12 protein-coding genes and 1 tRNA gene are annotated in these 24,614 nt (G+C 37.7%); 10 read left to right on the forward strand and 3 right to left on the reverse strand.

Translation table 11 applies throughout. The features are described 5' to 3' along the window. Positions 1-282: 282 nt before the first annotated feature. Both MF1_RS05015 and MF1_RS05020 read right to left on the reverse strand, forming a co-directional pair. On the reverse strand, positions 283-3,363 hold the full coding sequence (locus MF1_RS05015) for an autotransporter family protein (protein ID WP_161510599.1): 3,081 nt from the start codon (positions 3,361-3,363) through the stop codon (positions 283-285). Positions 3,364-3,991: 628 nt separating this feature from the next. Continuing rightward, positions 3,992-9,727 carry an autotransporter outer membrane beta-barrel domain-containing protein gene (locus MF1_RS05020; protein WP_161510600.1) on the reverse strand — a complete coding sequence of 1,912 codons (5,736 nt, stop codon included), beginning with the start codon at positions 9,725-9,727 and terminating at the stop codon, positions 3,992-3,994. A 223-nt stretch (positions 9,728-9,950) separates the two neighbouring features. On the opposite strand from MF1_RS05020, the gene MF1_RS05025 reads away from it, so the two are divergent. The 5 genes from MF1_RS05025 to MF1_RS05045 all read left to right on the forward strand — a co-directional run bounded on the left by MF1_RS05025 (position 9,951) and on the right by MF1_RS05045 (position 13,798). Beyond that, positions 9,951-10,883: a siderophore ABC transporter substrate-binding protein gene (locus MF1_RS05025; protein ID WP_161510770.1), complete on the forward strand. Its 933-nt coding sequence runs from the start codon at positions 9,951-9,953 to the stop codon at positions 10,881-10,883. Between the two features lie 99 nt (positions 10,884-10,982). Beyond that, positions 10,983-11,939 carry an ABC transporter permease gene (locus MF1_RS05030; RefSeq protein WP_161510601.1) on the forward strand — a complete coding sequence of 319 codons (957 nt, stop codon included), beginning with the start codon at positions 10,983-10,985 and terminating at the stop codon, positions 11,937-11,939. Between the two features lie 39 nt (positions 11,940-11,978). Beyond that, positions 11,979-12,881, forward strand: a complete 903-nt coding sequence (locus MF1_RS05035; RefSeq protein WP_161510602.1) for an iron chelate uptake ABC transporter family permease subunit — start codon at positions 11,979-11,981, stop codon at positions 12,879-12,881. Further along, entirely contained in the window at positions 12,878-13,636 is a 759-nt protein-coding gene (locus MF1_RS05040; protein ID WP_161510603.1) for an iron ABC transporter ATP-binding protein, read from the forward strand. Before MF1_RS05035 ends, MF1_RS05040 begins: the two co-directional genes overlap by 4 nt. An 88-nt stretch (positions 13,637-13,724) precedes the next feature. After that, a tRNA-Gln gene (locus MF1_RS05045) sits at positions 13,725-13,798 on the forward strand. 895 nt (positions 13,799-14,693) lie between these two features. Here the strand turns inward: MF1_RS05045 and MF1_RS05050 are convergent. After that, complete coding sequence (locus MF1_RS05050) at positions 14,694-15,824, reverse strand: metallophosphoesterase (protein WP_042995598.1); 1,131 nt, start codon at positions 15,822-15,824, stop codon at positions 14,694-14,696. A 978-nt stretch (positions 15,825-16,802) separates the two neighbouring features. Here MF1_RS05050 and MF1_RS05055 point away from each other — a divergent pair. The 5 genes from MF1_RS05055 (at position 16,803) to MF1_RS05075 (ending at position 24,518) form a co-directional block, all read left to right on the forward strand. Beyond that, complete coding sequence (locus tag MF1_RS05055) at positions 16,803-16,946, forward strand: hypothetical protein (protein ID WP_161510604.1); 144 nt, start codon at positions 16,803-16,805, stop codon at positions 16,944-16,946. Positions 16,947-18,523: 1,577 nt separating this feature from the next. Then, complete coding sequence (locus MF1_RS05060; RefSeq protein ID WP_161510605.1) at positions 18,524-21,784, forward strand: autotransporter family protein; 3,261 nt, start codon at positions 18,524-18,526, stop codon at positions 21,782-21,784. 1,307 nt (positions 21,785-23,091) lie between these two features. Next, positions 23,092-23,280 (forward strand): hypothetical protein, encoded by a 189-nt coding sequence (locus tag MF1_RS05065; protein WP_161510606.1) that lies wholly within the window; start codon positions 23,092-23,094, stop codon positions 23,278-23,280. Positions 23,281-23,695: 415 nt separating this feature from the next. Beyond that, positions 23,696-23,839 (forward strand): hypothetical protein, encoded by a 144-nt coding sequence (locus tag MF1_RS05070; protein ID WP_161510607.1) that lies wholly within the window; start codon positions 23,696-23,698, stop codon positions 23,837-23,839. Positions 23,840-24,215: 376 nt separating this feature from the next. After that, entirely contained in the window at positions 24,216-24,518 is a 303-nt protein-coding gene (locus MF1_RS05075) for an autotransporter domain-containing protein (protein WP_161510608.1), read from the forward strand. The last annotated feature ends 96 nt before the right edge of the window (positions 24,519-24,614 follow it).

The following is a 24,614-nucleotide window of genomic DNA, read 5'->3' on the forward strand; positions in this document are numbered from 1 at the left end:
AAACCTAGCTTTGAGGGTGCAATTAAGTATATGGCGGATAAATCAGAGCACCTAAAGCAGAATATTTTAAGCAAGTTACACGTACACTGAAAGCCCCCACTATCTTGAAATCCCCTAGAATAAAATCTCCCTCTTTATAAGAAAAAATATGGTGACTTTTGTTCGTGAATATCAAAAGGGTGAAGAACTTTTGAGAAATCAACGCAGATTTTATAAACAAAAAAGGCAGCACACTGTGCTGCCTTTAGATCAAAGTCTGTACTATATCTTATATATCTTATCCTAAAACTGATAACGAAGTCCCCCCACAAAACTCGTTCCAGAAAAACCAGCCTTGCTAAGCTTATGCTGATAAACAAGATCACCATGAAGGGCAAACTTTGAAGACAATCGAGCATTAAAACCTAATCCAGCTTCTAAAGAAGAACCAAAAGCACCTAATTGGAAAGCATCTTTGAAATGGACTGATTGCTTTCCATCAAATCCATGCGCAAGGTAAAACTTACTATAGAAGGAAACAACACGTGCCTCATCGGTTACAGGAAAGGTCTTTGTTAAACGGCCACCCACACGCATCGCCCATTGATCAAGTTTTCCAAGCTCAATCTCAAAGTTGTCAATATCACGGGCCGGATTAATCCGGAGATGCTGATAAACAACCTGGACTTGGGGATCAAAAACAAATCCTTCATATCCAGTTGCAAATGACTGACCACCTGTCAATGAAACACTGAGCGGATTTCCCTTTAATGTTGCCGTCTTGCCACGTGCAAGAGTCAGGACATCACCCTTAAACAAACCATAAGAGAGAAGACCATCCACATAAAAGCCGGCATCATACTGCATGGTACCATAGGCTGTCACTGACCATTTATCAAATGCGCTTTTTTGGCTTTGTTCAACAGCTAAAGGCTGCAAAGAAAGTCTCTCATAAGCCCCTATAACTCCAAAAAATGTGTTACTATAAGCATTCTCGATTGTTTTGAGCAAAACACCTGCCTCAAGTGCATTATAACCAAGCTCCCCTCCGTAACCATATTCAAGGGCGGAAAGATTTGAGGAATAACGGTAATGACCAGCATAGCCACGCAAGAATAAAGCAGGGTTTTCATGAATTCTTGGCATTCCACCAGAAGTGGCCCGCAGTCTCTCCAAATGCTTATTTTGGTTGCTAATATTCACCAAACCAGCATGGAATAAGCTATTTGGTAACAGCAAATAAGTCGGAACTTGCGGAACAACATCCTTAACTCCCGGTTCAACAGGAGGGAAAGGACGACCCTCTGGCTCTGGCTCTGGCTCTGGCTCTGGCTCTGGCTCTGGCTCTGGCTCTGGCTCTGGACGAGGACCAGAGTCAAGATATTGATTTTCAAGGCGAAAATCCCAAAAATCTCCCTCACCTTTAACTAATCTTTGATGAGAACTCGATCCTCCTAAAGTGGATTCTGGACCATAAGCATAAAGCTTATACTGATAAGGTGTTCCGTGCAGCGCGACATAACCACCATCTAGCTGAAAAGAATCTTCGTTTGCTGTTCCAGAAACCTGAATGATGGAAATCCCTTGATCATTTCCACCATTGCCCGTATATCCCCCTGGACTTTCTGAAATGCTGCGCACATGTACTGTCGTTTTCCCAGCAGCATCACCATGAATTAAAAGCCGGTCAGTTTTTTGGTCTTTAAGAGCGCCCCCTTCATTCAGATACGTATTCAAATAAATATGCGCACCATCCTTCGCCCTATAAACTTCGCCCACCCCATTTCCAATGCGGAGTGTTTGATAATCGTAAGTTAGAGCAGATTCTGGTTTTTTAAAATCAATGGAACTGTCATTCGTAAGAAGTACTAATGAAACAGATGAATCATTTTTACGATCAGATTCAGGCGAACCTCTTTCTCGCTCTTTTAAAATCCATTTCGAACCAACGCCTAAATAAAGCTCGGCAGTAGAATGATCATCAACATAGGCTCCCCCTTCAAGGACAGAAGCACTCGCTAAAACTTTTACCAAAGCGCCCTTCTCAACTCTTAATAATGAATCTCCTGAAAGTTCGCTTTGCATTAAATTAACAACACCATAAGTAGCATCGGTACTATAGACAGCTATACTGTCTGGAACGGAAAACTTCGTCCTTCTCAAATTAATAGCCTCCAATCTAGGTGGAGTTTTTTGCTCATTTGAATCCTCATTATTCCGATATTCATCCCACGGTTTTTCTCCCCGAAAATATATACCGTAGGACATGTCTCCATTCACTGTAACAGAAGAAGATGTGAGATTAACCTCAGTCACACGGCTATACTTCGACAAATCTTCAGATATCGGAACTGAATTAAAAGTATTGACGGTATTTTCTGATAAAATGCCGTGAACATCAGTAAAATCAGCAGTCCCCTTAAATTTAACAGAACCACCTACATCCACAAAAAAACCCGCAAAATTTTCCTGATTTTTTTCTTTACCTTTTCCAGTAATAGCAGTACCTTCAAGAGTTACCACTCCACCTAGCGTTGAAGAAACTCCATGACTGTTCGTGAAATCAACTGATCCTTCATTCATCAAAACTCCTGCACCGCCGTAACTAGAAATGCTTGCCTTCCCATCGCTCGTCTTAACTTTTGTATCCTCTAAAATAACTAATGCATTATTCCCTATTGCTTCAACACCCCTATGACTTCCCTCAATAGTTCCCTTATGGACCTTAATTGTTCCATTACTGGCGTTAAGGGCTGTAACTGCATTCTTGATAATCGGATTTGTCAAAACAATTTTTCCGTGCTCTGATACAAATACACCACGTGTAAAAGATTTATCCGAAACTTCACTGCTAACAGTCACATTTTTTCCCTTCACGGCCGCCTTTTTCCCCTTTACCGTTATAGCAGTATTAGAAGGATATTGAGAAACATTCCCACTCGTAATCTTATAAGACTTATTGTCAATTGTATCCTCTTCGCAGTCATCGCACAGATAATATAAACCCTTATACAGCGTAATCTTCCCTTTATCATATTTGTAAACATACCTCCCTCCCCCTCTCTCCCCCCCTTCTCCACTAAGAACCTTATCGGTTTGTCCCGTTGTAACACCCTGGATAGATCCGCTACCCCCACGCTCTCCACTAAGCCCACTCAGGCTCCCTATGCGCTTCCCACTTATGAGACTCCCACTAATCCTATTGCCATCCCCAAGTCCGCTAACGCGTGCCCCAGAATAAGAAACAGGAACAACAGTAATATTATAATGCCTATTACTAGGCTCCTCTGCATTTGCACAAACCCCTCTTCCATTTTGTAGCAAAGAAAGGATAGCCGTTGTGAAAGTATATAAATATACACGATTTCTAAAAACTTTAATCATAGCTCCATCAAAACTTCCCTTCCCCTCTCATTGAAAACAAAAGCATTAGTAAAAACTTTCCCAAATACTAAACCAAAAGGGCGTATTTACTGCTCATTTGACTAGTGCAATGAAATTCCAAACAAGGTCGGCAAAAAATTACTCGCGACAAAAACCCCTTATAAGTGAATAATCATTTTACACACTTTATAAGTGTATAATACATTCTGTATGTCCTGTAAAGCGAAAATAAAACTATAACAAGAAATTAATAAAATTAACAATCTATAATTGTATTTTTCAAAAGCTTGCCCAAAGATATGAAATGAAAAAAAGAGTATAGCGCAACAGGAAAACTGGTCTTAGAAAACCTAGCTTTGAGGGTGCAATTAAGTATATGGCGGATAAATCAGCGCACCTAAAGCAGAATATTTTAAGCAAGTTACACGTACACTGAAAGCCCCCACTATCTTGAAATCCCCTAGAATAAAATCTCCCTCTTTATAAGAAAAAATATGGTGACTTTTGTTCGTGAATATCAAAAGGGTGAAGAACTTTTGAGAAATCAACGCAGATTTTATAAACAAAAAAGGCAGCACACTGTGCTGCCTTTAGATCAAAGTCTGTACTATATCTTATATATCTTATCCTAAAACTGATAACGAAGTCCCCCCACAAAACTCGTTCCAGAAAAACCAGCCTTGCTAAGCTTATGCTGATAAACAAGATCACCATGAAGGGCAAACTTTGAAGACAATCGAGCATTAAAACCTAATCCAGCTTCTAAAGAAGAACCAAAAGCACCTAATTGGAAAGCATCTTTGAAATGGACTGATTGCTTTCCATCAAATCCATGCGCAAGGTAAAACTTACTATAGAAGGAAACAACACGTGCCTCATCGGTTACAGGAAAGGTCTTTGTTAAACGGCCACCCACACGCATCGCCCATTGATCAAGTTTTCCAAGCTCAATCTCAAAGTTGTCAATATCACGGGCCGGATTAATCCGGAGATGCTGATAAACAACCTGGACTTGGGGATCAAAAACAAATCCTTCATATCCAGTTGCAAATGACTGACCACCTGTCAATGAAACACTGAGCGGATTTCCCTTTAATGTTGCCGTCTTGCCACGTGCAAGAGTCAGGACATCACCCTTAAACAAACCATAAGAGAGAAGACCATCCACATAAAAGCCGGCATCATACTGCATGGTACCATAGGCTGTCACTGACCATTTATCAAATGCGCTTTTTTGGCTTTGTTCAACAGCTAAAGGCTGCAAAGAAAGTCTCTCATAAGCCCCTATAACTCCAAAAAATGTGTTACTATAAGCATTCTCGATTGTTTTGAGCAAAACACCTGCCTCAAGTGCATTATAACCAAGCTCCCCTCCGTAACCATATTCAAGGGCGGAAAGATTTGAGGAATAACGGTAATGACCAGCATAGCCACGCAAGAATAAAGCAGGGTTTTCATGAATTCTTGGCATTCCACCAGAAGTGGCCCGCAGTCTCTCCAAATGCTTATTTTGGTTGCTAATATTCACCAAACCAGCATGGAATAAGCTATTTGGTAACAGCAAATAAGTCGGAACTTGCGGAACAACAGATCTTACAGCCTGTTCAGGAAATCTATTTTTAGAAACCGTAGAAGTATACGCAGAATCACTTACTTCAACATATTGATTTTCTAGACGGAAATTCCAAAATTCCCCACCATCCTTCATAAATCTTTCATCAACATGGTCTTTAGTTGAAGTGGCTTTTGGAGCGTAAGAACGAAGAGTATATTTGTAAGGGGAATCCTCTAGCGCGACATAATCACCATTCAGTTGGAAAGAATCTTTCTCCGCTTTTCCATAAACCTGAATAATAGAAACACTATGCGCTATTTTATCGCTAGGGTTGTTTTCTCCCACACTTCCCGAAACGCCTTTTACATGCACTACAGTTTTTCCAGAGACATCACCATGAATTAAGAGACGGTCGGTCACTTGAGCATCACTCGAATCATTAGGATTCAGACGTGCATTGAAATAAATATGTGCATTACCTTGCGCATTATAAACAGCCCCCACGCCTTTTCCGATACGAAGTGTCTGATAACTATCAGCTGTATTGGATTCTGGTTTTTCAAAAGAAAGAGAACTATTAATAAGATTTAGCGCTGAAATTGATGAATCACCTAAAGAGCCCAATTCTTGCAATTTCTCATGTTTCGGCCGCAATAAAGACCATTTTGAATTATTTGTTAATCCCAATTTGGCAGTAGAATTTTCATCAACACGAGCTCCCCCTGCAATAACAGAGTCATCCACCCAAACCAATATATTAGAGTTATTTTCAGATTTTAATAATAAATCTCCAGAGAGAAATGTTTTCTTTTGTATAGAAACAAGACCACCAGAATTATTACCATAAATAGCTACACTCTTTGGAACTTCGAAATTAGTTTTTTTCAATAAAGCTGTACCCGTTATACCTACAAGTGTTTGCTCTGGTGAAAATACAGAACTTCCATTTACAGGATGTCCCACTGACTCTGATACAATTTCCTCTGAGACCCTATTCTGATTCCGCTCAGCGACTCGTGCCATCCCATTAAAATATATACCGTAGGAACTATCACCTTCCACTTTAATATTAGAAGAGTCGATATAAGCGCGATTCATAGAAGGAGCAACGTCAGAAGATCTTCTTCTCCTGGAAGCACCCGTCTCAACGGAACCATTAACATCCATAAACCACAAACCAGTGGCATCAGTAACAACATTCCCATTAGTAAAATCAACAGAGCCACGATCGCTCAACAAAAAAGCTGCACGTCCAGGTACTTCTGTAGAAGCTGACTCTATTTGTCCTTTTTTTGCAGTAATGTTAACTTTGTCTAATTTAACATTTCCCCCCAACTCTGACCTGACAGCTATTCCATCCGTAAGAGTAATAGTCCCAGAGCTCATGGTTATCTCACCGCCATTACTCGCCAAACCAGCCATAGCTTGTGATTTCATGCTAATATCTGTAGTATCCAATTGAACAGATGAACCAGCCCCCACAAAAACACCTGCATAATCAGCATTGATCGTCCCATTAGTCATTTTGACTTTTCCACCACTTTGAGCCTCAAGCCCAATTTGGGAAGATTGAATAGTTGATTCCTTATTCAAAACAATTTCTGCATCTTTTTCTGCAAGCACAGCACTCACAGGCCGTAATGTATTAAGATCAATTTGATTCTTACTATCAGAAGAAACCGCACCAATAATAACCACATTCTCCATCTTAAGGTTTGTCTTCTCTCCTACACTTACAGAATGCTGACTGCTATCACTTACTCTCAGTGTAGCACCACTTATTGTATGTGATTTTCCATCACTGCACGAATAAGAAGTATGCTCACTCCCTGTAACATCTCTTCTCACTCTCCCTATACTTCCCGTATAATCACACGTAGGAGAAACAGCTCGTCCACCAACATTTGCAAAAGTAGATACATCAGATCCCCTAGTTACAGGAGATGTCTCAGATGCAGCAGAGAGAACAGGTTGCACAGGAGAAGTAGTCGAAGGCGCAATGGGTAATGTTTCAGATCTCGCAGATGTGGTAAGTAGAACCCGTCCTCTCGGTCCAGAACTCTGAATTACAGTAGGAACAGTATCAGGTGCCTTGGAGGAAGGATTAGACTCTACATTTTCAGATAGAGAAGCCCCAGATGTAACTATAGATTCACCACTAGGCGTTTCACTATACTCTGCTACAACAGTTTTTCCATCAGGTCCTATAATAACATAATCAACAACATCAGAAGCCTCTCCAGATCCCAAAAGTGATTCAGAATTCTCGGATGAATCAAAGTCCTCAGAATCTAAAGGATTTAAAGAAACTAACGTATTAATATCACTATCTTCTTCTTCAGATCTCGCTAATGAAGTAGGTTGAGGAGTTCTTAACTCAGAAGTCTCAGATATGGTCGAAGCAACAGGAATGGCTTGAGCTCCATCAGAATCTAAAGAATTTGACAAAATTGACGTACTAACACCACTATCTCCTTCAGATCTCGCTAATAAAGTTTCAGATACGGGGGAAACAACAGAAATAGTTTGAGCTCCACCTGTCATAACAGGAATCCCTTCACTTTGTGCACCTGCAGAAGCTAAAACCACAGACTGACTCTCTAAACGGTAATCCCAAAACTGTGTATTCGTTTGCTTCAATTTAGGATCGAAAAACATCGAGGCTGAACCCGAAGAAGATTCTTGATGAGAATTTGGACCATAAGCACGAAGAGTGTATTGATAAGGTGCACTATTTAACGTAACATACCCACTATCCAGCTGGAAAGAATTTTCCCTTGCACTTCCATAAACTTGAATAATCGAAACACTGTTAGGTTGATCCACCTTTTCTGATGAGGTGCTATCTGAAACAGAATGCACGTGCACGAAAGTTGTTCCAGAAACATCGCCATGAATTAAAAGTCTATCAGAGATTTGAACACTATCCGCATCGCTAGACATCAGATCTGCATTAAAGTAAATGCTAGAACGCCCATGAGCACTATAAACCGTGCCCTTTCCATTTCCAATGCGCAGGGTTCGATACTTATTATTACCGCGACCTTTTTCACCATGTTTACTTGTTTCACTCTCTTCACTTTCTGAAGAAAGAAAAAATCTAATATTACTATTTACAAGTCTCATAGATGAAATACATGAATCTATACAATCCGCATCTGAATTTCCAAAATCGCTGCTATATACACTCTTCGTTAAATGCCACTCTGACCCACCGGATAAAAAAAGCCTAGCATGAGAATTTTCATCAATGCGAGCAGCACCTGCGATTACAGAGTCATGAACAAAAACTGACAGATCGGAACCAGCTTCAGCTTTTAACAACAAACCACCCGAAAGAGTTGATTCGTCTTTCACAATGACGTAACCACCAAAATTATCACCATAAATGGCCACACCATCTGGAACTCTGAGACGACTATTTTTCAAAAGAACCGTACGTATTCCACCTTCATAACTGTCATTGCTTTCTTTAACACCATCACTGTATCCAGCAGAAAGGCCATCTCCTCTAGCCAAATTTAACATATTTTCTGAATCTGAACTACGAAAATATATACCATAAGATCTTTTACCGTTGACCTTAACAACTGAAGATTTGACACTGGCGCTCAAATCTAAAACATCAAGGCCCCCTTCATGGTTCGCAGCCTTTAAAACTTCTGTAACGTCATGCCCAAAAGAAGCAATATCATTGAGAATGGCAGGATCGACCTGAACAAAGAAGATGCCGTTATCCTCATCATTCTCATCAACATGAGAATTAAGATGGTAAACACCATCTAGTCCACCCACTTCGGCTCTGACTGAACGTTCAGTACGTTGAGTTCCTTCTTCATCTTCTTCTTCATCTCCACTTATATTAGTGAAAAGATCTAAATCTGTTTCAATACTTTCACTGAGAGTATTCTGGAAATTTTTATCAACCAACAGCACAGCAGCATCGGAAATATTGATATTGCCATTATTAAAGGAAATAGCACCTCCACTCGATAATAAAACGTAACGGTCAGGCTCAATATAAGAATCTATAGCTCCTTCTCCTCTTCCTTGACTCAACTTAGCAAGGCGAGAGAACATAGTAACATCAACTCCGTTCAATTGAACAAATCCCATATCTGTCGACATAACCCCTATCCCATCACCGCTAAAATCAATCGACCCAGATCGCATTATTATTGAAGATTTATCATTGCTCACCAGACCGATTCCAATGACTTCAATATCCACGCCATCCAAAACAATAGACGATTCCGAATTAGCCACCCCCCCTATATAAGTTTCTGTAATAGATCCACCTTTCATACTGATCTTTCCCTGTTCTTCACTTCGAAGCCCATAAAAAAAACCTTCAATATGTGATTTCTCCAAATTAATCGCTGTACCACCTGTATAGCCATTATCTGAAAATACAGCACCTCCTGAAATACCAAAAGTAACTATACTATCCATATCTGTAGAATCAGAACGACCAGCAGAATCACTAGAAGCTGTATCGTCCACCCCAAAATCAATCGATACTTCTTTCACACTAATAACTGCCCCTCCCTCTGCATGTACAGCATAGTCATTATATTTTTTCGCTTTAATACTACCTCCTGTTATTGCGAGTGGACTACTGCCATTAGTGCCATCACACAAAACAGGAGCTCTTTGCTGCTTATCACTAACCTCAGCTTTACACTCATAGGTAGATGACGCCTTAGGAGAACTAGCATTCCCCACAGAAATATCCACACCTTGTAAAAAGAAGAGAACGCTTGTTGTAAGAGCATATAAATGGGTACGATTTTTAAATACGTTAATCATAGATCCAACTTTCTAAAATAGACATCTTGTAAAAGCTCTAGAAGTAAAAGCTCTAGAATTGAGTAAAAATGAGATAAGCAGCTGGCTTTTAACATATGTTAGACGTCTTTACAACATAATGTTGTTTATGAATTTATCATATTGTGCATAAATTGTGCATAAAAAAGTCTAAATTACGCTTTTTAATAACCCTTTGTGATTTATAGAAGAGGATGAAGCGATGATGATCAAATATCTGAAATGGGTAACTTCTGTCTTGGTTGTTGCAATTAACTTTGCGACATTTTCGTGGGCAAATGTGAATGCAGAAAATGTGATCATTAATCATGTTTCAGGCACCACCACTGTTCCTATCTCTCCTCAAAAAGTTATTGTATTTGACCTTGCATCGCTTGATAATATGAACCGCCTTGGAATCAAAGCAATTGTCGGTGTTCCTGAAGGAAAAAAACCTGCTTATTTGCAACAATTTGATGATGCAAAATATGAAAAAATTGGCACCCTTTTTGAACCGAATTATGAAAAAATTGCCACCCTTCAACCTGACCTCATTATTATTTCATCACGGACTCAAGCTAAATATAAAGATTTATCCAAAATCGCTCCAACCATTGACCTTACAATAGGAAATCAGAACTCTCTTAAAGATATTATACGTAATGTGTCTATTTTTGGGAAAATTTTTGGTAAAGAAAAGGAAGCCGAGGAAGAAATTGCGGAACTTAACGAAAATTTAGCAGAAGTTCGTAAGAATATTCAAGGAAAGGGCACAGGGCTTATACTTATGACCTCTGGTGGAAAGATAAGTGCTTTAGGTCCCCAGTCACGTTTTGATATTTTGCATTCCGCATTCGGCATTGCTCCTGCAACCGATAAACTAATCGTGCAAAAACATGGACAACCTATTTCCCCTGAATTTATTCTCGAGACCAATCCTGATTGGCTATTGGTCATCGACCGAGATGCAGCAATTGGACGAGAAGGACAATCCGCAGCACAACTCCTTAATAATGAACTTGTTCAACGTACAATAGCTGGAAAGCAAAACCAAATTATTTATCTAGACTCTTGGAGTTGGTATCGAGCTAGTGGTGGTCTAACTGGGCTTAACGAAACAGTTCAACAACTTAATAAAGCCTTTACAACAAGCAAATAAGTGCACAAGCATTTACTTGTCTAATCATGAAATAAAGTTTTAAGAGTCGAAGTTGCCCATGAAAGACTTCTGCTCTTTTCTGTTAGAAAATAATTTAACGTGAAAAATTACTGGATAGCCATAATAGTTCTCGTCTTGCTATCTATCCTGAGCATTTTTGTTGGTTATTCTGATGTGACACTTTCCGAGCTGTTATTAGGCGATCCACATGTGTGGCTTATTTTCTGGCAAACACGCCTTCCTCGTACAGTCGCAGTGCTCTTGGTTGGACCGGCACTTGCACTTTCAGGCCTGATTATGCAATTGCTTGCACGTAATCGCTTTGTAGAGCCATCAACTGCTGGAACTCTTGAATCTGCATCTCTTGGCATCCTTTTTGTCATGATTTTCCTCCCCAATATCCCTGTTTTAGGAAAAATGGTCATTGCCGCAATTTTTGCCATGATTGGTGCATTACTGTTTATGCTTTTATTGCGCCAGATCCCTTTAAAATCCACTTTCATTGTACCACTCACAGGGATTATACTGGGTTATATGATTGGCTCCCTAACCAATGCTATTGCTGATCATGAAATGCTGCTGCCTTCTCTTCAAGCCTATTTATTTGGCAGTTTTGCAATGATTCTTGATGGAAAATACGAACTCTTGTGGCTATCTTTTCCCCTTTGTACTCTTGCCTATTTTACTGCTGATCGCTTTACAGTAGCTGGTCTAGGAGAAGATTTAACTAACAATCTTGGACTTAATTATCGTACTGTTATGTTCTTTGGTCTTTTTATTGTCTCATCAATCACCGCTGTTGTAGTCTGTACAATTGGCCGTATTTCCTTCGTTGGACTGATTATTCCAAACATTGTTTCAAATTTCATGGGCGACAATATGCGCCATACTGTTCCTTGGGTAGCAATCAGTGGCGCAGGACTGCTATTAATCTGTGACATCTTAGGGCGAATAATTCATCCTTCTCTTGAAATTCCTATCAGCACCATGATGGGGGTTATTGGGAGTTTTATTTTTATCATACTGCTTCTACGCTGGAGAAAGCGTCTTGGATAAAAAAAAGCAACAACGCTTGTACTAACAACGCTTATCATAATGGCATGCATCGTAATTAGTCTTTATATGACATGGAATATCAACATTTATACTTGGACATTCCGTCTAACGAAACTTGCCTCTCTTCTTCTCATTGCCTATGCAATAAGCGTTTCTACCGTTTTATTTCAAACAATTGTCAATAATCAGCTCCTCAGTCCTTCTATTATGGGGTTTGATCAGCTTTATATTTTAATAAAAACCATCACGATTTATTTTCTCGGTTCTCTTTCTTTGCCCTTTTTAAATGAAGAAGGACAATTCATTCTTGAAGCTCTCATTCTCATCATCTTTTCAATAAGCCTTTTTCGCTGGCTGTTCTCAGGGAGCTTAAAAGGACTTCATTTGACCCTATTGATTGGTGTTGTTTTAGGTGGCTTTTTTTTCAGCTTACGCATATTCATGCAATTACAATTGAGTCCAGATCAAATAATGAATTTAACGGACATCATGTTTGCAAATTTTAATAAATTCAATACGGCATTAATAAGCTTTGCCACAATCATTGTCTTCATTGTGAGTCTGCTTGGTTGGCGTTCACGTCACCTGCTTGATATTCTTGCGCTTGGACGCGAAAACGCTCTCAATCTTGGAGTTGATTATCACAAAAGCGCTACGGCTATTCTTATTTTTGTTTCTATTCTTGTATCCATTTCAACAGCACTTGTCGGACCTATCACCTTTTTTGGATTGTTAGTTGCCAACCTTTCCTATGAGCTTTCCCCACAAGTAAAACACAGTGTTGTTGTACCAATGGCAATATTATTGGCTATTATTTGTTTGGTTGGTGGACAATTTATTTTAGAACAAGTTTTCAATATGGCAGGACGCTTAAGTTTTATCATTGAATTTTGTGGTGGAACAGTCTTCTTAATTTCACTGATGAAGGAAAAACTAAAATGATTAAAATCAATCACCTTTCCAAATCTTATGGAGCTAGATTGATTATTGATGATTTATCCCTTCATCTTCACAAAGGAGGAATTATTTCTCTTATTGGCCCCAATGGTTCTGGAAAATCAACTCTTCTGATGATGATAAGACGTCTTTTACCAAGTAACAAAGGAATCATTAGCGTTGACGGTTTTGATATTGATAAAATGCCTCTCGATATTTTGGCTCAAAAACTTTCAATCTTGCGTCAAGATAATCCTTTATCCTTTCGCTTAACCGTGTACGATTTAGTAAGTTTTGGGCGCTATCCTTACTCTAAAGGCTGGTATAACAACGAAGATAAACAATATATTGACAGCGCACTGCGATATCTCGACTTACAAGACCTAAAAAATCGCTTTTTGGATGAACTTTCTGGCGGACAGCGTCAGCGGGCTTTTATCGCGATGGTCATCTGTCAAGATACCGATTACCTTCTCTTAGATGAGCCATTAAACAATCTTGATATGAAACATTCCGTTTCCATGATGAAACAATTACGTCGCACAGCCGATGAGCTTAAAAAAACCATTGTGATTGTCATGCATGATATTAATTTTGCATCATCATATTCGGATAGGATCGTTGCACTCAAAAATGGTAAAGCAGCTTATTGTGGAACACCGAAAGAAATTATGCAGATAGAAATTCTTAAAGACATTTATGATGTAGATATTCAGATCAAAACAATCGATGGTGTACCAATCGCCCTTTATTATCAATGAATTCCTCTCACTTATCAATAATCATAAAGATTCTTTTTTGAGCTTGCGTGCACTGTAAAATCTGCTAAAAATGACGACACCTTCCCGTTGGGGAATAGTTTAAAGGTAGAACAACGGACTCTGACTCCGTGAATCTTGGTTCGAATCCAGGTTCCCCAGCCAATCTTGATACCATCAATGCGTAAGATAGAAGTTTAGGAATTTTGATTCCATTGAATTTATTTAATTTATTTTTTGAAGCTTTTTGATTGATTCTATGGCGCCCTTTTTATAATTTACACATTTAATATACAGGGATACCATGCTGTCTTTTCTAACTAAAAAGCGCCTTCATTTGCAAAATTCAAGCCCCCTTTATTTTTTAGTCTATTGTATTAGCTGCACGTGTTTCTCCTGACTTCCTCAAATCATTTACTGATTTCTTGATAATGCCCCATAGTTGAAAAAAATCATTTAAAGCTCTCAAAAGTTGAATGCTCTGTCTTCTTTTTGCCACATCAGAAATATGATATCTCTTCACGCTTTTATGATGAGCACAATCACCAGTATTTTGCTAAATATAAAGTGTACAAACCAATCAAAAAAGCTTTTTAAAACTGAAACTTTTTAGGTTTTCTTAAAATACTCTTTTACACTTCTTTCAAAGCAAGCATCAAACTGTCAACACATGTTGTATATATTATGAGTCATATGGTAAATACGGGGCCATAAACAAAAACAGCTTGCTTGACAATTCCGGATGAAATGTGCTGACGAAATTATGAACGTCCCTGGCAGCTTACTCTCACCCTCAAAGGTATAAACCTCGAAAGAAAAGCAAAGAACAGAAGAGCAAACAATGAAACAAATTACTATTTCCTATTTGGTTTGCATTAAACTATTGCACATATGACACAGCCCCTAAGATCTCGGTAGCTCTGTAAAAAGATACAATAACAACATGTCTCATTCTTCTCGCCCTCTTTCTGAGTGATACTTAGAGACTACCATTAGTCTTCCAGTCCGAGCATACAACATGCTTTTCCCCTTATACTTTAAAATAAGGGAGAAAACCCTCTTACAACTGACTGCAACTTTCGAAAAATTGTGTACCTTCTCCTATAATGCCGAGGTCTTTAATTAAAAGGGGTCTTCCTATTACTCCATTATAAGCTTTAACATGAATGGTCTTGCCCTTCACCTCTACAAGGTAATAATCTCCATTGAAGAGTGCACCTGCTGTATAGACAGGAATATTGCCAAAAACCTTATCATTCTTTGCACGGCAATAAGACTGATAATGTGTGTGCCCAACGAATATTGCTTTGACATTATGAGCAGTAACGATTGACTTAAACACCGACAAATCTTTAGCATTCTTTTTACGAATAAAAAATGATTCACCATCAATGGAAGCCGCACGAGCATCGTGAAAATTGATAATTGTAACTTTACCTCTTGCATCAGCAGCAGCTAGATCTTTTTTCAGCCAATCCAAAGATTTATTGATGTACACTTTTGTAGACTGTCCCTTCAAACGAACCGTATAGCTTGGATAATTGTGAAGCTGCACATAGTGAACATCGCCATAATCCCAGGAATAACTCAAGCTCCCTTTAATTTCATGAATGTTTCCATCGGGAAGAAGAATTGAACTTTCAGTAACGTCTGCATCAAAATAAGATAATTGACGACGATATTGTCTTATTTCCGAGAGCATTCTTAAAACTGCACTGAGAGCGCAGGCATCTTGATAAAAATCGTATGCTTCAGGAATTGTACAATGACCAACATTATTGGCATAATCGTGATTACCTAACCCCTCATAAACAGGAGCTTCAAATTTTTTATAGACATTTTTATAATCGTCATAGGTTCTTTGGCGACCAAATTCCGTCAGATCACCATTGACAATATGAAACGCGGCTTTCTGGGCTTTTATGACACTGGCAACCTGCTCATTTATCTTTAACCATGGCTCCCTGTTGGATATTCCATTGGGGTCACCAGAGTTCAGACGCCACGGTTGCGGATCAGCCATAATGATAGCAGTATAATTTTTTGCAAGAGACTTTTTTTTCATAGACCAATCCATAAATGCACTATGATGAAATCTCTCATCGCTTTTTATTTTTTCAGAATCCAGATTAAAACAACCAGAAAGAGCAAAAGCAATTATTATAATGATATATAAAATTTTATATTTCATAAATGCGTCATCCCAAAAAAACACATCACATTATAAAAAGAGTCCTCAAAACAGCAATCTTTTAGACTTTTTTGTCGAAAATGTGTCAAAAATTCAAAATAATGACTTTTTAATAAATGTGCGGTTTGCTTATACCAAAGCATTGTTAGTTTTAAGCCTTCAACTTGAAGCAGTGCATTGGTTGAGATTTATGAGCTTTGGGTATGCCCATCTTATTGGAATATGTCTATTCCAAATGCCATCAATATGACACTTATCACAAAGTGAGCCCTTAGAGGAAACCTAGGAGCTATTGGTATGCTCTGAAATGTCGCCAACAGAAAAAGTGAGACACAAACCTATGTCCTATGTTTGGGCAGTTAGTTTCCATGGGTTTTAAGTACAAATATATTTAACAAGAATAATTTACAATCAACAGTGCTTGGTATTATCATTATATACTTTTTAAATTATAAATAAAAATAAAATAATTTCTGTATATAAATATTCATAACAACTTCATATCAATTAAATATCAACTTTGATAAAGAAATAAATTACAAAAATTAAAAACAACTATCTATTTTCTATTCTTCTTATGAAGGCTGCGGGGGAATAAATATTGGGGAGTTTTAAAAGAGAATACTGATGTATAAAAAATCCCTTTTATCGTGCACAGCGGTTGCAGCAATTGTGCTTATTTATCGCCAATTTCAACACATATTCTAAAAAGCTTGAAGTTGGTCAAGGGAAAACAGCAATACCTCCCTAGAAACACTTATAGATGCTTTTGGAAAAAGATGGTAGCGCAATTTATGATACTGATTTAACAATTACAACAAATTCCGATCAATATACCTCTCAGTGATTCTCTTTTGGCCTTTGTAGTATTATTGAATTGTATGCAATAACAACCATTAAAAGTTCCACCATTGCTCTTAACCGATCTAATAACGGTACAGTCAAAATGGTGGGAGGAAAATAATAAAAGAAACTACATTGATTGCAAGCAGCGACAGTCACATTGATGTTACGAATGTTCTCACAACAGTTACAGGTGATCCTGATCCTATAGAAATGCCAGCTGTTTATGGTTTACTGGGTACTGGAGATTTCTATTTTCTCCCTAAAATCATAAGATAAATTTGACTAATACAAAACTTTTCATTGAAAATAGTATGGTATAGACATAAGTTTTTCAAACAATAAAATTAACCTTAAAGTTTCGACAATGAGCGTCAATGTTTTATTACAAGTCACAGAAAATCATTCAATAAAATAGCCTCTTATAAACAACACCACCAGCACTCTCGTCCTAAATGCCGATCACTCCATCTTAAAAAAGTGGAGCAAGAGTTGATGAAACATCCACTTTAATTTCAAATCTAAAAAATAGCACAACATGGTTTTTTTAAAAAAGTACAAATTGGCCGATGACTTTCCCCATGATCCTGCAGAAACTTTCACTGAAAACGGGTTTGCTATCAATGCGCAACTGTCTTGTAATTTAGCCCTCCACGATATCAGCTATCAAAAAAAACTGCAAAAACCGGTATAACAGGAGCAAGTTTTACCTATGAAGTACGCTATCAGTTTTAAAGAAAAACTGTAAAAATAAGCGTATTTTATTCTATTCGTTTTAACAAAAAAGGCAGCATATTATGCTGTCTTTTTAATTTATAAATCCGAATTTCTTTATTATAGCCCCCTCTTTTACTTTCAACATAAAAAAGAAAAAGCGCTTTTGTAAATTATCACAGCTGATAGCAATATTGTTCTTTCGCTAAGAGCAAAATCTTTTGATCAAAAAAAGCTTTTTTCGTTTTGCTATATAAGCCTTAACAAACTGAACTGAACCTTATTATCATAAAAAAAACAATCATAATCAATAAATTATATATTTTTATTTTTTTAAAGTCCCTTTCAGGAGCCACCTTCTAATGTATGATTTAATCACTCATTTATCACAAAAATTGCTTGTGTACATAAACAGAAAAAGCGGAAAGTAATGATTTGATTAATTACACCTAAATTCACAACCCAAAAACATTATGAATCGGTGCTATAATCAAAAGTTTTTAAAAATTAATTTTTTCATGACTTTTATCGAAATCACAAATCTCTCCTAAACGATAAAAAGGAAAGAATACTATTTCTCACAGCATCTGAGTGTTTTTTAGAGTGGAAAAAATGGTGCCATTCGCGCGATAAAGAAACATCTTCCTGCTTTGCGAATAATTAGAAGAAATTTTTAGAAAATAAAAAAGATAAAAATTTCTCAAATATCAATGATATACCCCCTAAGTTATAAGTAAAAAATATTTTTATCTTAAATAATAAAACTGTCTCATAGATATTTATCTATTTTTATGCCATAGAATGAAAACAATAAAGCTTTTACAAAAAAAATAAAATCTTAAATAGAATATATTTGCAATAAAAATTTATCATCAACTTTCACTTATGAATAAAAAATTCACAATAATATTAACATTTACAAAATATTAATATTATTGTAGATAAATAAATACTAATTTTTAAGAATAATTAATTTAGATGAATTGCATTTTATAAATTAAATAAAGTATTTTATTTTTAATAGAGATTAATTTTGGAATTTACTTAAATTCAAATAAGATAAATATTTTTTATCCTTCTTATTAAACTGGAAGGATGACATATAAAACTTATATGGAACTTACAAGTTAGGATGATATTGGATGTCTAAAAAATCTCTTTTATCATACACAACCACAGTAGCCATAATAGTGTTCAGTACCCACTTCAACGCATATGCTAAATCTTTTTCTGCTGATAAAGGAGAAAATAAAATTGCTCTACCCCAAGAAAGCTACAAAAATATTTATGCATTCGACGGTGGTAAAATTTATGGCAAGGATCTCAAGATAACCGGTCTCCCAATAAAAGAAGGATCAATCATAAAAGACATAAGCGGTGCAAAAGCCGAAAACCCTGGAAGCATGATTGAATTAGAAGGAGATACAACAATAAAAAACGTTGCGATCGGTCTATGGGCAAAAGAAAGCGGTACGATTAAAATGACCGATGGTTCTATTCACGTAAAAAAGCTGAATATACAAACGCCAATTGGCATAGAAGCTAAGTCAAATGGTGCCATTGCGTTATATAATGTAAAGATTAAAGCAAGCAATCAAGACCAAAGCACAAAAACAATGAATGAAATAGGAGATGGAACGGGAGCAAGCTTAAAGAATGGGGGAACATTGAAAATGATTGGAGGCTCCATTAAAGCCAATCACTTAGGCGTTGCTTTAGAAGAAAGCAATAGTGATAAAAATGAGTTAAAAAATGTAACAATTGACCTCATGGATCTCACAAATACCGCAACAGAGAGCATAGGAATAAGCGCCATTAAAACAAGTAAAATTGTTTTAAAAAATGTAACAGTTAAGCATGCAAGAACCAGCATATATGCAAGTGATAATTCTCAAATAACAATATCTGGGGGCTCAATTCAAGGAAATCATACAGGAATAAATGTTGAAAAAGAGAGTGTCATAACTCTAAAAGATAATGTTGAAGTTTTATCGAATGGCCATGGACTTTCTGCAAACGGTCTGCAATCAAAAATTACTATGATAGGAGGAACACTTAACACAGCCGGTTTACAACCTGCAGTCTTAGCGGGGTCTGGAGGACAGATCAATCTTACCGATGTTGTTGTGCACACTGATGATAATGGAACACAAATGCAAGAACTAGAGATGAAAGATGCACTCTTAACAACGCAAGGTTTACAGGCACAATATATGCAATCAAAAATCACCATGATAAGAGGGTCTATTACCACAACTGGTTTGAATCCTGCAGTCTTAGCGGGATCTGGCGGGAAAATTGATCTTACCGATGTTTCTATGAATGCATATAATGTTGGACTACAAGCCCAAGGTGAACAGTCGAAAATTGTCATGAAAAAAGGAGCACTTACCACAACTGGTCTACAACCTGCAGTCTTAGCGGGATCTGGAGGACAGATTCATCTCGCTGATGTTTCTATAAAAACCAATGATATTGGGCTCCAAGCACAAAATGATCAGTCGAAAATCATCATGAAAAGAGGAACACTTATCAAAACCGGACCACGATCTGCTCTCTTTGCAACACGCGGCGGACAAATTAGTTTGCTGAGTGCTCAAGTCCATACTGACAGCGTAGGACTGGCAATACGAGGAAAACAATCAAAGATCACACTCAAAGATTCGAAGGTCCTTGCCAATATTGTATTAGTAGGGAGACCCAATGAAGGTGATCCTGGCGAAGCTAACGTAATTGCAGATCATTCTCTCTTAGAAGGCGGAGCAAGAAATTCCAAAAAGAATCCCACCCAAACAATCTTTAGTTTGATTAACGGCACAACATGGTATTTAAAGGCGAGCACAAAAAACGATATTAGACACCAAGCTGATTTGATTAAAAAATTACATTCTGAAGTTTTTATGCTTAATCTCAACAACAGTACTATTGTTTTTAAGAAACCAAGAGAAGATCATTACCAAACATTACATATAAGCAGTCAAACACCTAACATCATAAACGATAACACAACAAACAAAACAGTCTACACTGCGACAGGTGATGCAAGGATTTATTTTAATACTGAATGGAGTAATGGTTTGCCAAAAGACCAACAAAAAACAGACCGTCTTCTTGTTCATGGCGATGTATCAGGGAGCACAACAGTTCATTTCAGTAACCTTTCAAAAAATGAGCCATCAAATATAGAGAACACCATCCCTTTGAATATGCGTGGTGTTTCACTCGTTCAAGTTTCTGGAAAAGCAAATGAAAATGCATTCAAATTAGCAAATGGTTATGCCACAATAGGCGGTTTGCCTTATAAATATACACTGAATGCCTATGGACCAACATCCAGCCATGGCAAAGCGAGTCTTGAGCAAAGCCTCGTGGGAGAAGAGCAGAATTTTTGGGATTTCCGCTTGCAAAGTGCCACTCTTGATCGTGAGGAAAAAATCAAAGCTCTTGTGCCACAAGTAGCAAGCTATTTGGTGATGCCCAACGCTTTATTCTCCGCTGGATTCACTGATGTAAACAATCAAAATGCATTGTTAAACGATATGCAAACAGCACTGTTTGCACCAGAAAGCCATAAAAAGAGTGGGATCTTCTTATCCTCCTATGGCAATAAGATCACATTATCTTCTAACCGTAATCCACTACAATATGGTTATGGTGCTGATGTCCAGCATACTGCATTGCAAGCAGGCATTGCACTGGCAGGATTAGAAAAGCAAAACATTACCACAAGTCTTGGACTTTTGGGGACATACGGAAAGCTAGCTTTTACCCCTAAGGATATCGAAGGCGCTGAGAAAAGCACCATTGATAAATGGTCATTCACCGTATACGGCAACATCCAGCATAACAATGGCATATATCTCGATACGCTTTTTTCTTATGGAACTCTCAAGGGAAATATCACCACCGCCTTCATCGGAACTACCACGCAACTGAATAAGACAAAAACATTGAGTGCATCTGCCACCGTTAGCCAAAAATTGGGAACCGGTGTTGAGGGGTTGGTCTTTGAACCACAAGCACAGTTTGTTTATCAGCGTCTCATGTTTGAAAAACTCTCAGATATTGATGGCTTTGAAGTAAATATGGGCAAGCCTCATCAATGGCTGGTACGTGTTGGCGGACGTTTGATACAAACTGTAATGCCTGTTGAAAGAAACCGTGCTGTTTCCTTCTATGGTAAAGTGAATTTCATCAAAGCTTTTAGTGATAATGGTACGATAAAGATTGGTGATACTTTCCATCGTGATTCTATGGGATCTTCCCTTGAAGGCGGTTTTGGTGTGAATGCTCAACTCTCTCAGAATATCGCCCTTCATGCTGATGTTAATTACCAACACAAGCTCCAAAAAGCTGGCATATCTGCAATTAACTTTTCCGGTGGAATACACTATGGCTTTTAAAAAAGGCAGCACATTGTGCTGCCTTTTGTATATATGAAACCTGTTTTTCTTTCCCTCTCAAAGAACCTCTTCACCCTTTTCACCCCCGGGACATATGACAGAGCACCTCTTTGCAAAGCTCATCCAACCAGATCCAAAACAATAAGGTATTGCACCACAAATTGGTGCAAAATAACCATCCAGTAAAACAAAGAGAAAAAATATAGGAAGCATCAATCAATGCTCTTTAGAACAAACATAAAATGCGTTTGAGCTCAAAAAATTAAGACAACTTTCTTACAAATTCTGCTTATTCACTTGCCCTGCCCCTTTCCTTCTCTTTTTCCTCAAGTCGCAAAAAACATGGACAAAGAAGATGCTCGCCTTCAACGAAAGTTTTTTAGCAACCTATCATTCACTTACAATATCTTTGCTGAATAGATATTCACTCTTTTAAAAAAAGCTGTAAAAGATAATATCTCAAACCTAAATTTTGCAGATAACAAAAAGTAAATTACTAAACCTAAAAAACTATCCATTTTCTATTTTTCTTATAAAGTTTGCTGGGAAATGAATATTGAGGACTTCTAGATAAGGAGAATATTGGTGTCTAAAATCCCTTTTCTCATGGACATTTGTTGCAGCAATTATACTGTTTGACGCCCATATCAGTGCATGTGCTGAAAAACTTGAAATTTTTGGAGAAACAAAAGAAGTATCTGACACAACTTATGAGATTATTTATGCTAAAGACAGTGGAAAAATCACCGGTAAGCATTTAACGATAATCGGGAATGAAGAGACAAACCACCCCCCCAAAGAGCATGAAGCGAATATTTTTGCTGCTGTAACAGCTGATAGCCTTGTTAGTGTGATTACTTTATTAGAACATACAGTTATTTATAGCGGATAAACGAATTCTCCGATTAATGTAGCACTTATCACAGAGAATGGTGGATCAATCTGTTTCCAAAGGCTGTATTGCAGCTACATTTGCTGCTATTTTCGATACCACCAATGATAAAGGAATCAGCCTGACAAATGTGAAAATATAGTGAAAATAGCAATACAAGCCAACAAAGGCCAAGTTACTTTGAAAGATGTAACCATATAATAAAGCAGAAACCAGCATTGTTACACAATCTGATTCTCAAGTAATAATATCCGGAGGATCCTTTGATGGAAAAATGTTCGCTCTCAACAGCAGTACTATTACTTTAAATAACAAGCTTACGTAACATCTTCTAATGGTGATAGACTATATCCAGATGGCTTAAATTCCACGATTACCATGACGGGAGGAAGCGTAATAGGGGAAACAACATGCATTGTTAGCAGAAAACAGCGGACAGATTCACGCCATAAATGTTGTTCTCACTACAAAAGATGGTAAGGCAATCGGTGCAATTACATTTGACTCTGGCAGCATGATTAAACTGCATGGAACGATAACGATTAACAATACTTTTGACGATCTTGGAACAAGAGAAGATGAAAAATTGTCAGTGAAGATTTAACAATAATCGGTTCTGAAACTAAAATTTTGATCCTGAAAACGAAAAAAATGGAGTATAGACCGAGAACCCTGGTATTGAAATTCAGTCAAAGAGTAAAACATTGATGTTGGTATTTCTAAAGTCAATAGAACACAATTAAGATGGTCAATGGCACTCTTGATGAAAATTCAAAACCCACAGATTTCGATATCGAATCTAAAGTACTACAGAGTATAATGGGAAATAAAATAGAAGCAAACAAAATTGCATTGTTATCGGTAGCGGACAGCAGGTAGGCATATTAATCTAATGGATGTTTCTGCTACAGCTGGGGTTTCTGGCTTGCAATTTATGAGTTTATCTACTACTGATTCAGCTAAACTACAAAAGCATCGAAACAATGAAATCAATTTGACCAATACAAAGCTACTGGAAAATGGCACCAGAATTCTCCTTGCAGTTCTTGCTAAAAAACGTTGAAAATGTTACAAATTTATCAATCGGTACAATCAATCTTAACAATTCAGAAACCCGCGCTGGTGTCTTATTAGGAGACAGAGAAGGTGTTTTGGGGGGATAAGTTAGCAACACACCCTGAGAAACAGAACGCTTTCTTCCTCTCCATCTATGAAGACAGCAAGCTTATCATCTACCCATGGTCCTCTCCGACATGGGTTATGGCGCTGATATTTGCTATGCTGTTGGACAAGCAAGTGACACATTAGCCCCTCTAGAAAACCAAAATTTCACCATGCATTGGGGACTTATAGGAACCTATGAGCGACACTGCTTCACCCCAAAGCACATGGAGGATGCCGACCCAATAAACGGGTCCTCACAGCTTACAGAAGTCTAAAACATAATAATAATGGGTTATCTGTCAATATCTTCACATCCCATCCTGTGGTATGCTAAACAAAGATCTTACCACTGCCCTCATCAAAAGTACTGCAAAATTGAATGATACAAAAACATTTAGCGCTTCGGCCACCGTTAACAACAATTTGCCAAAGGTATGGTCAGGGACAGAGTTTGAACCACAAGCACAGCTTGTGTATCAACAATTGTCATTTGATACCCTTTCAGATGCCGATAACTTAGAAATCGATATGAAAAATCCTCACCAATGGTTAGCGCGAATTAGCGGACATTTAAACAAAACTGTTTCCGCTGAAAGCAACCATTCCTTTTCCTTCTATGGAAAAGTGAATCTCCTCAAAACTTTTGGCGATGATAAAAAAATACAAATTGGCCGATGACTTTTCCCCTGATCCTGCAGAAACTTTCACTGAAGGCGAGTTTGGTATCAATGCGCAATATCTCAAAATTTCCAATATTATGATTCATGGTGATAC

Source organism: Bartonella quintana, assembly GCF_009936175.1.
Classification (GTDB): Bacteria; Pseudomonadota; Alphaproteobacteria; order Rhizobiales; family Rhizobiaceae; genus Bartonella; species Bartonella quintana.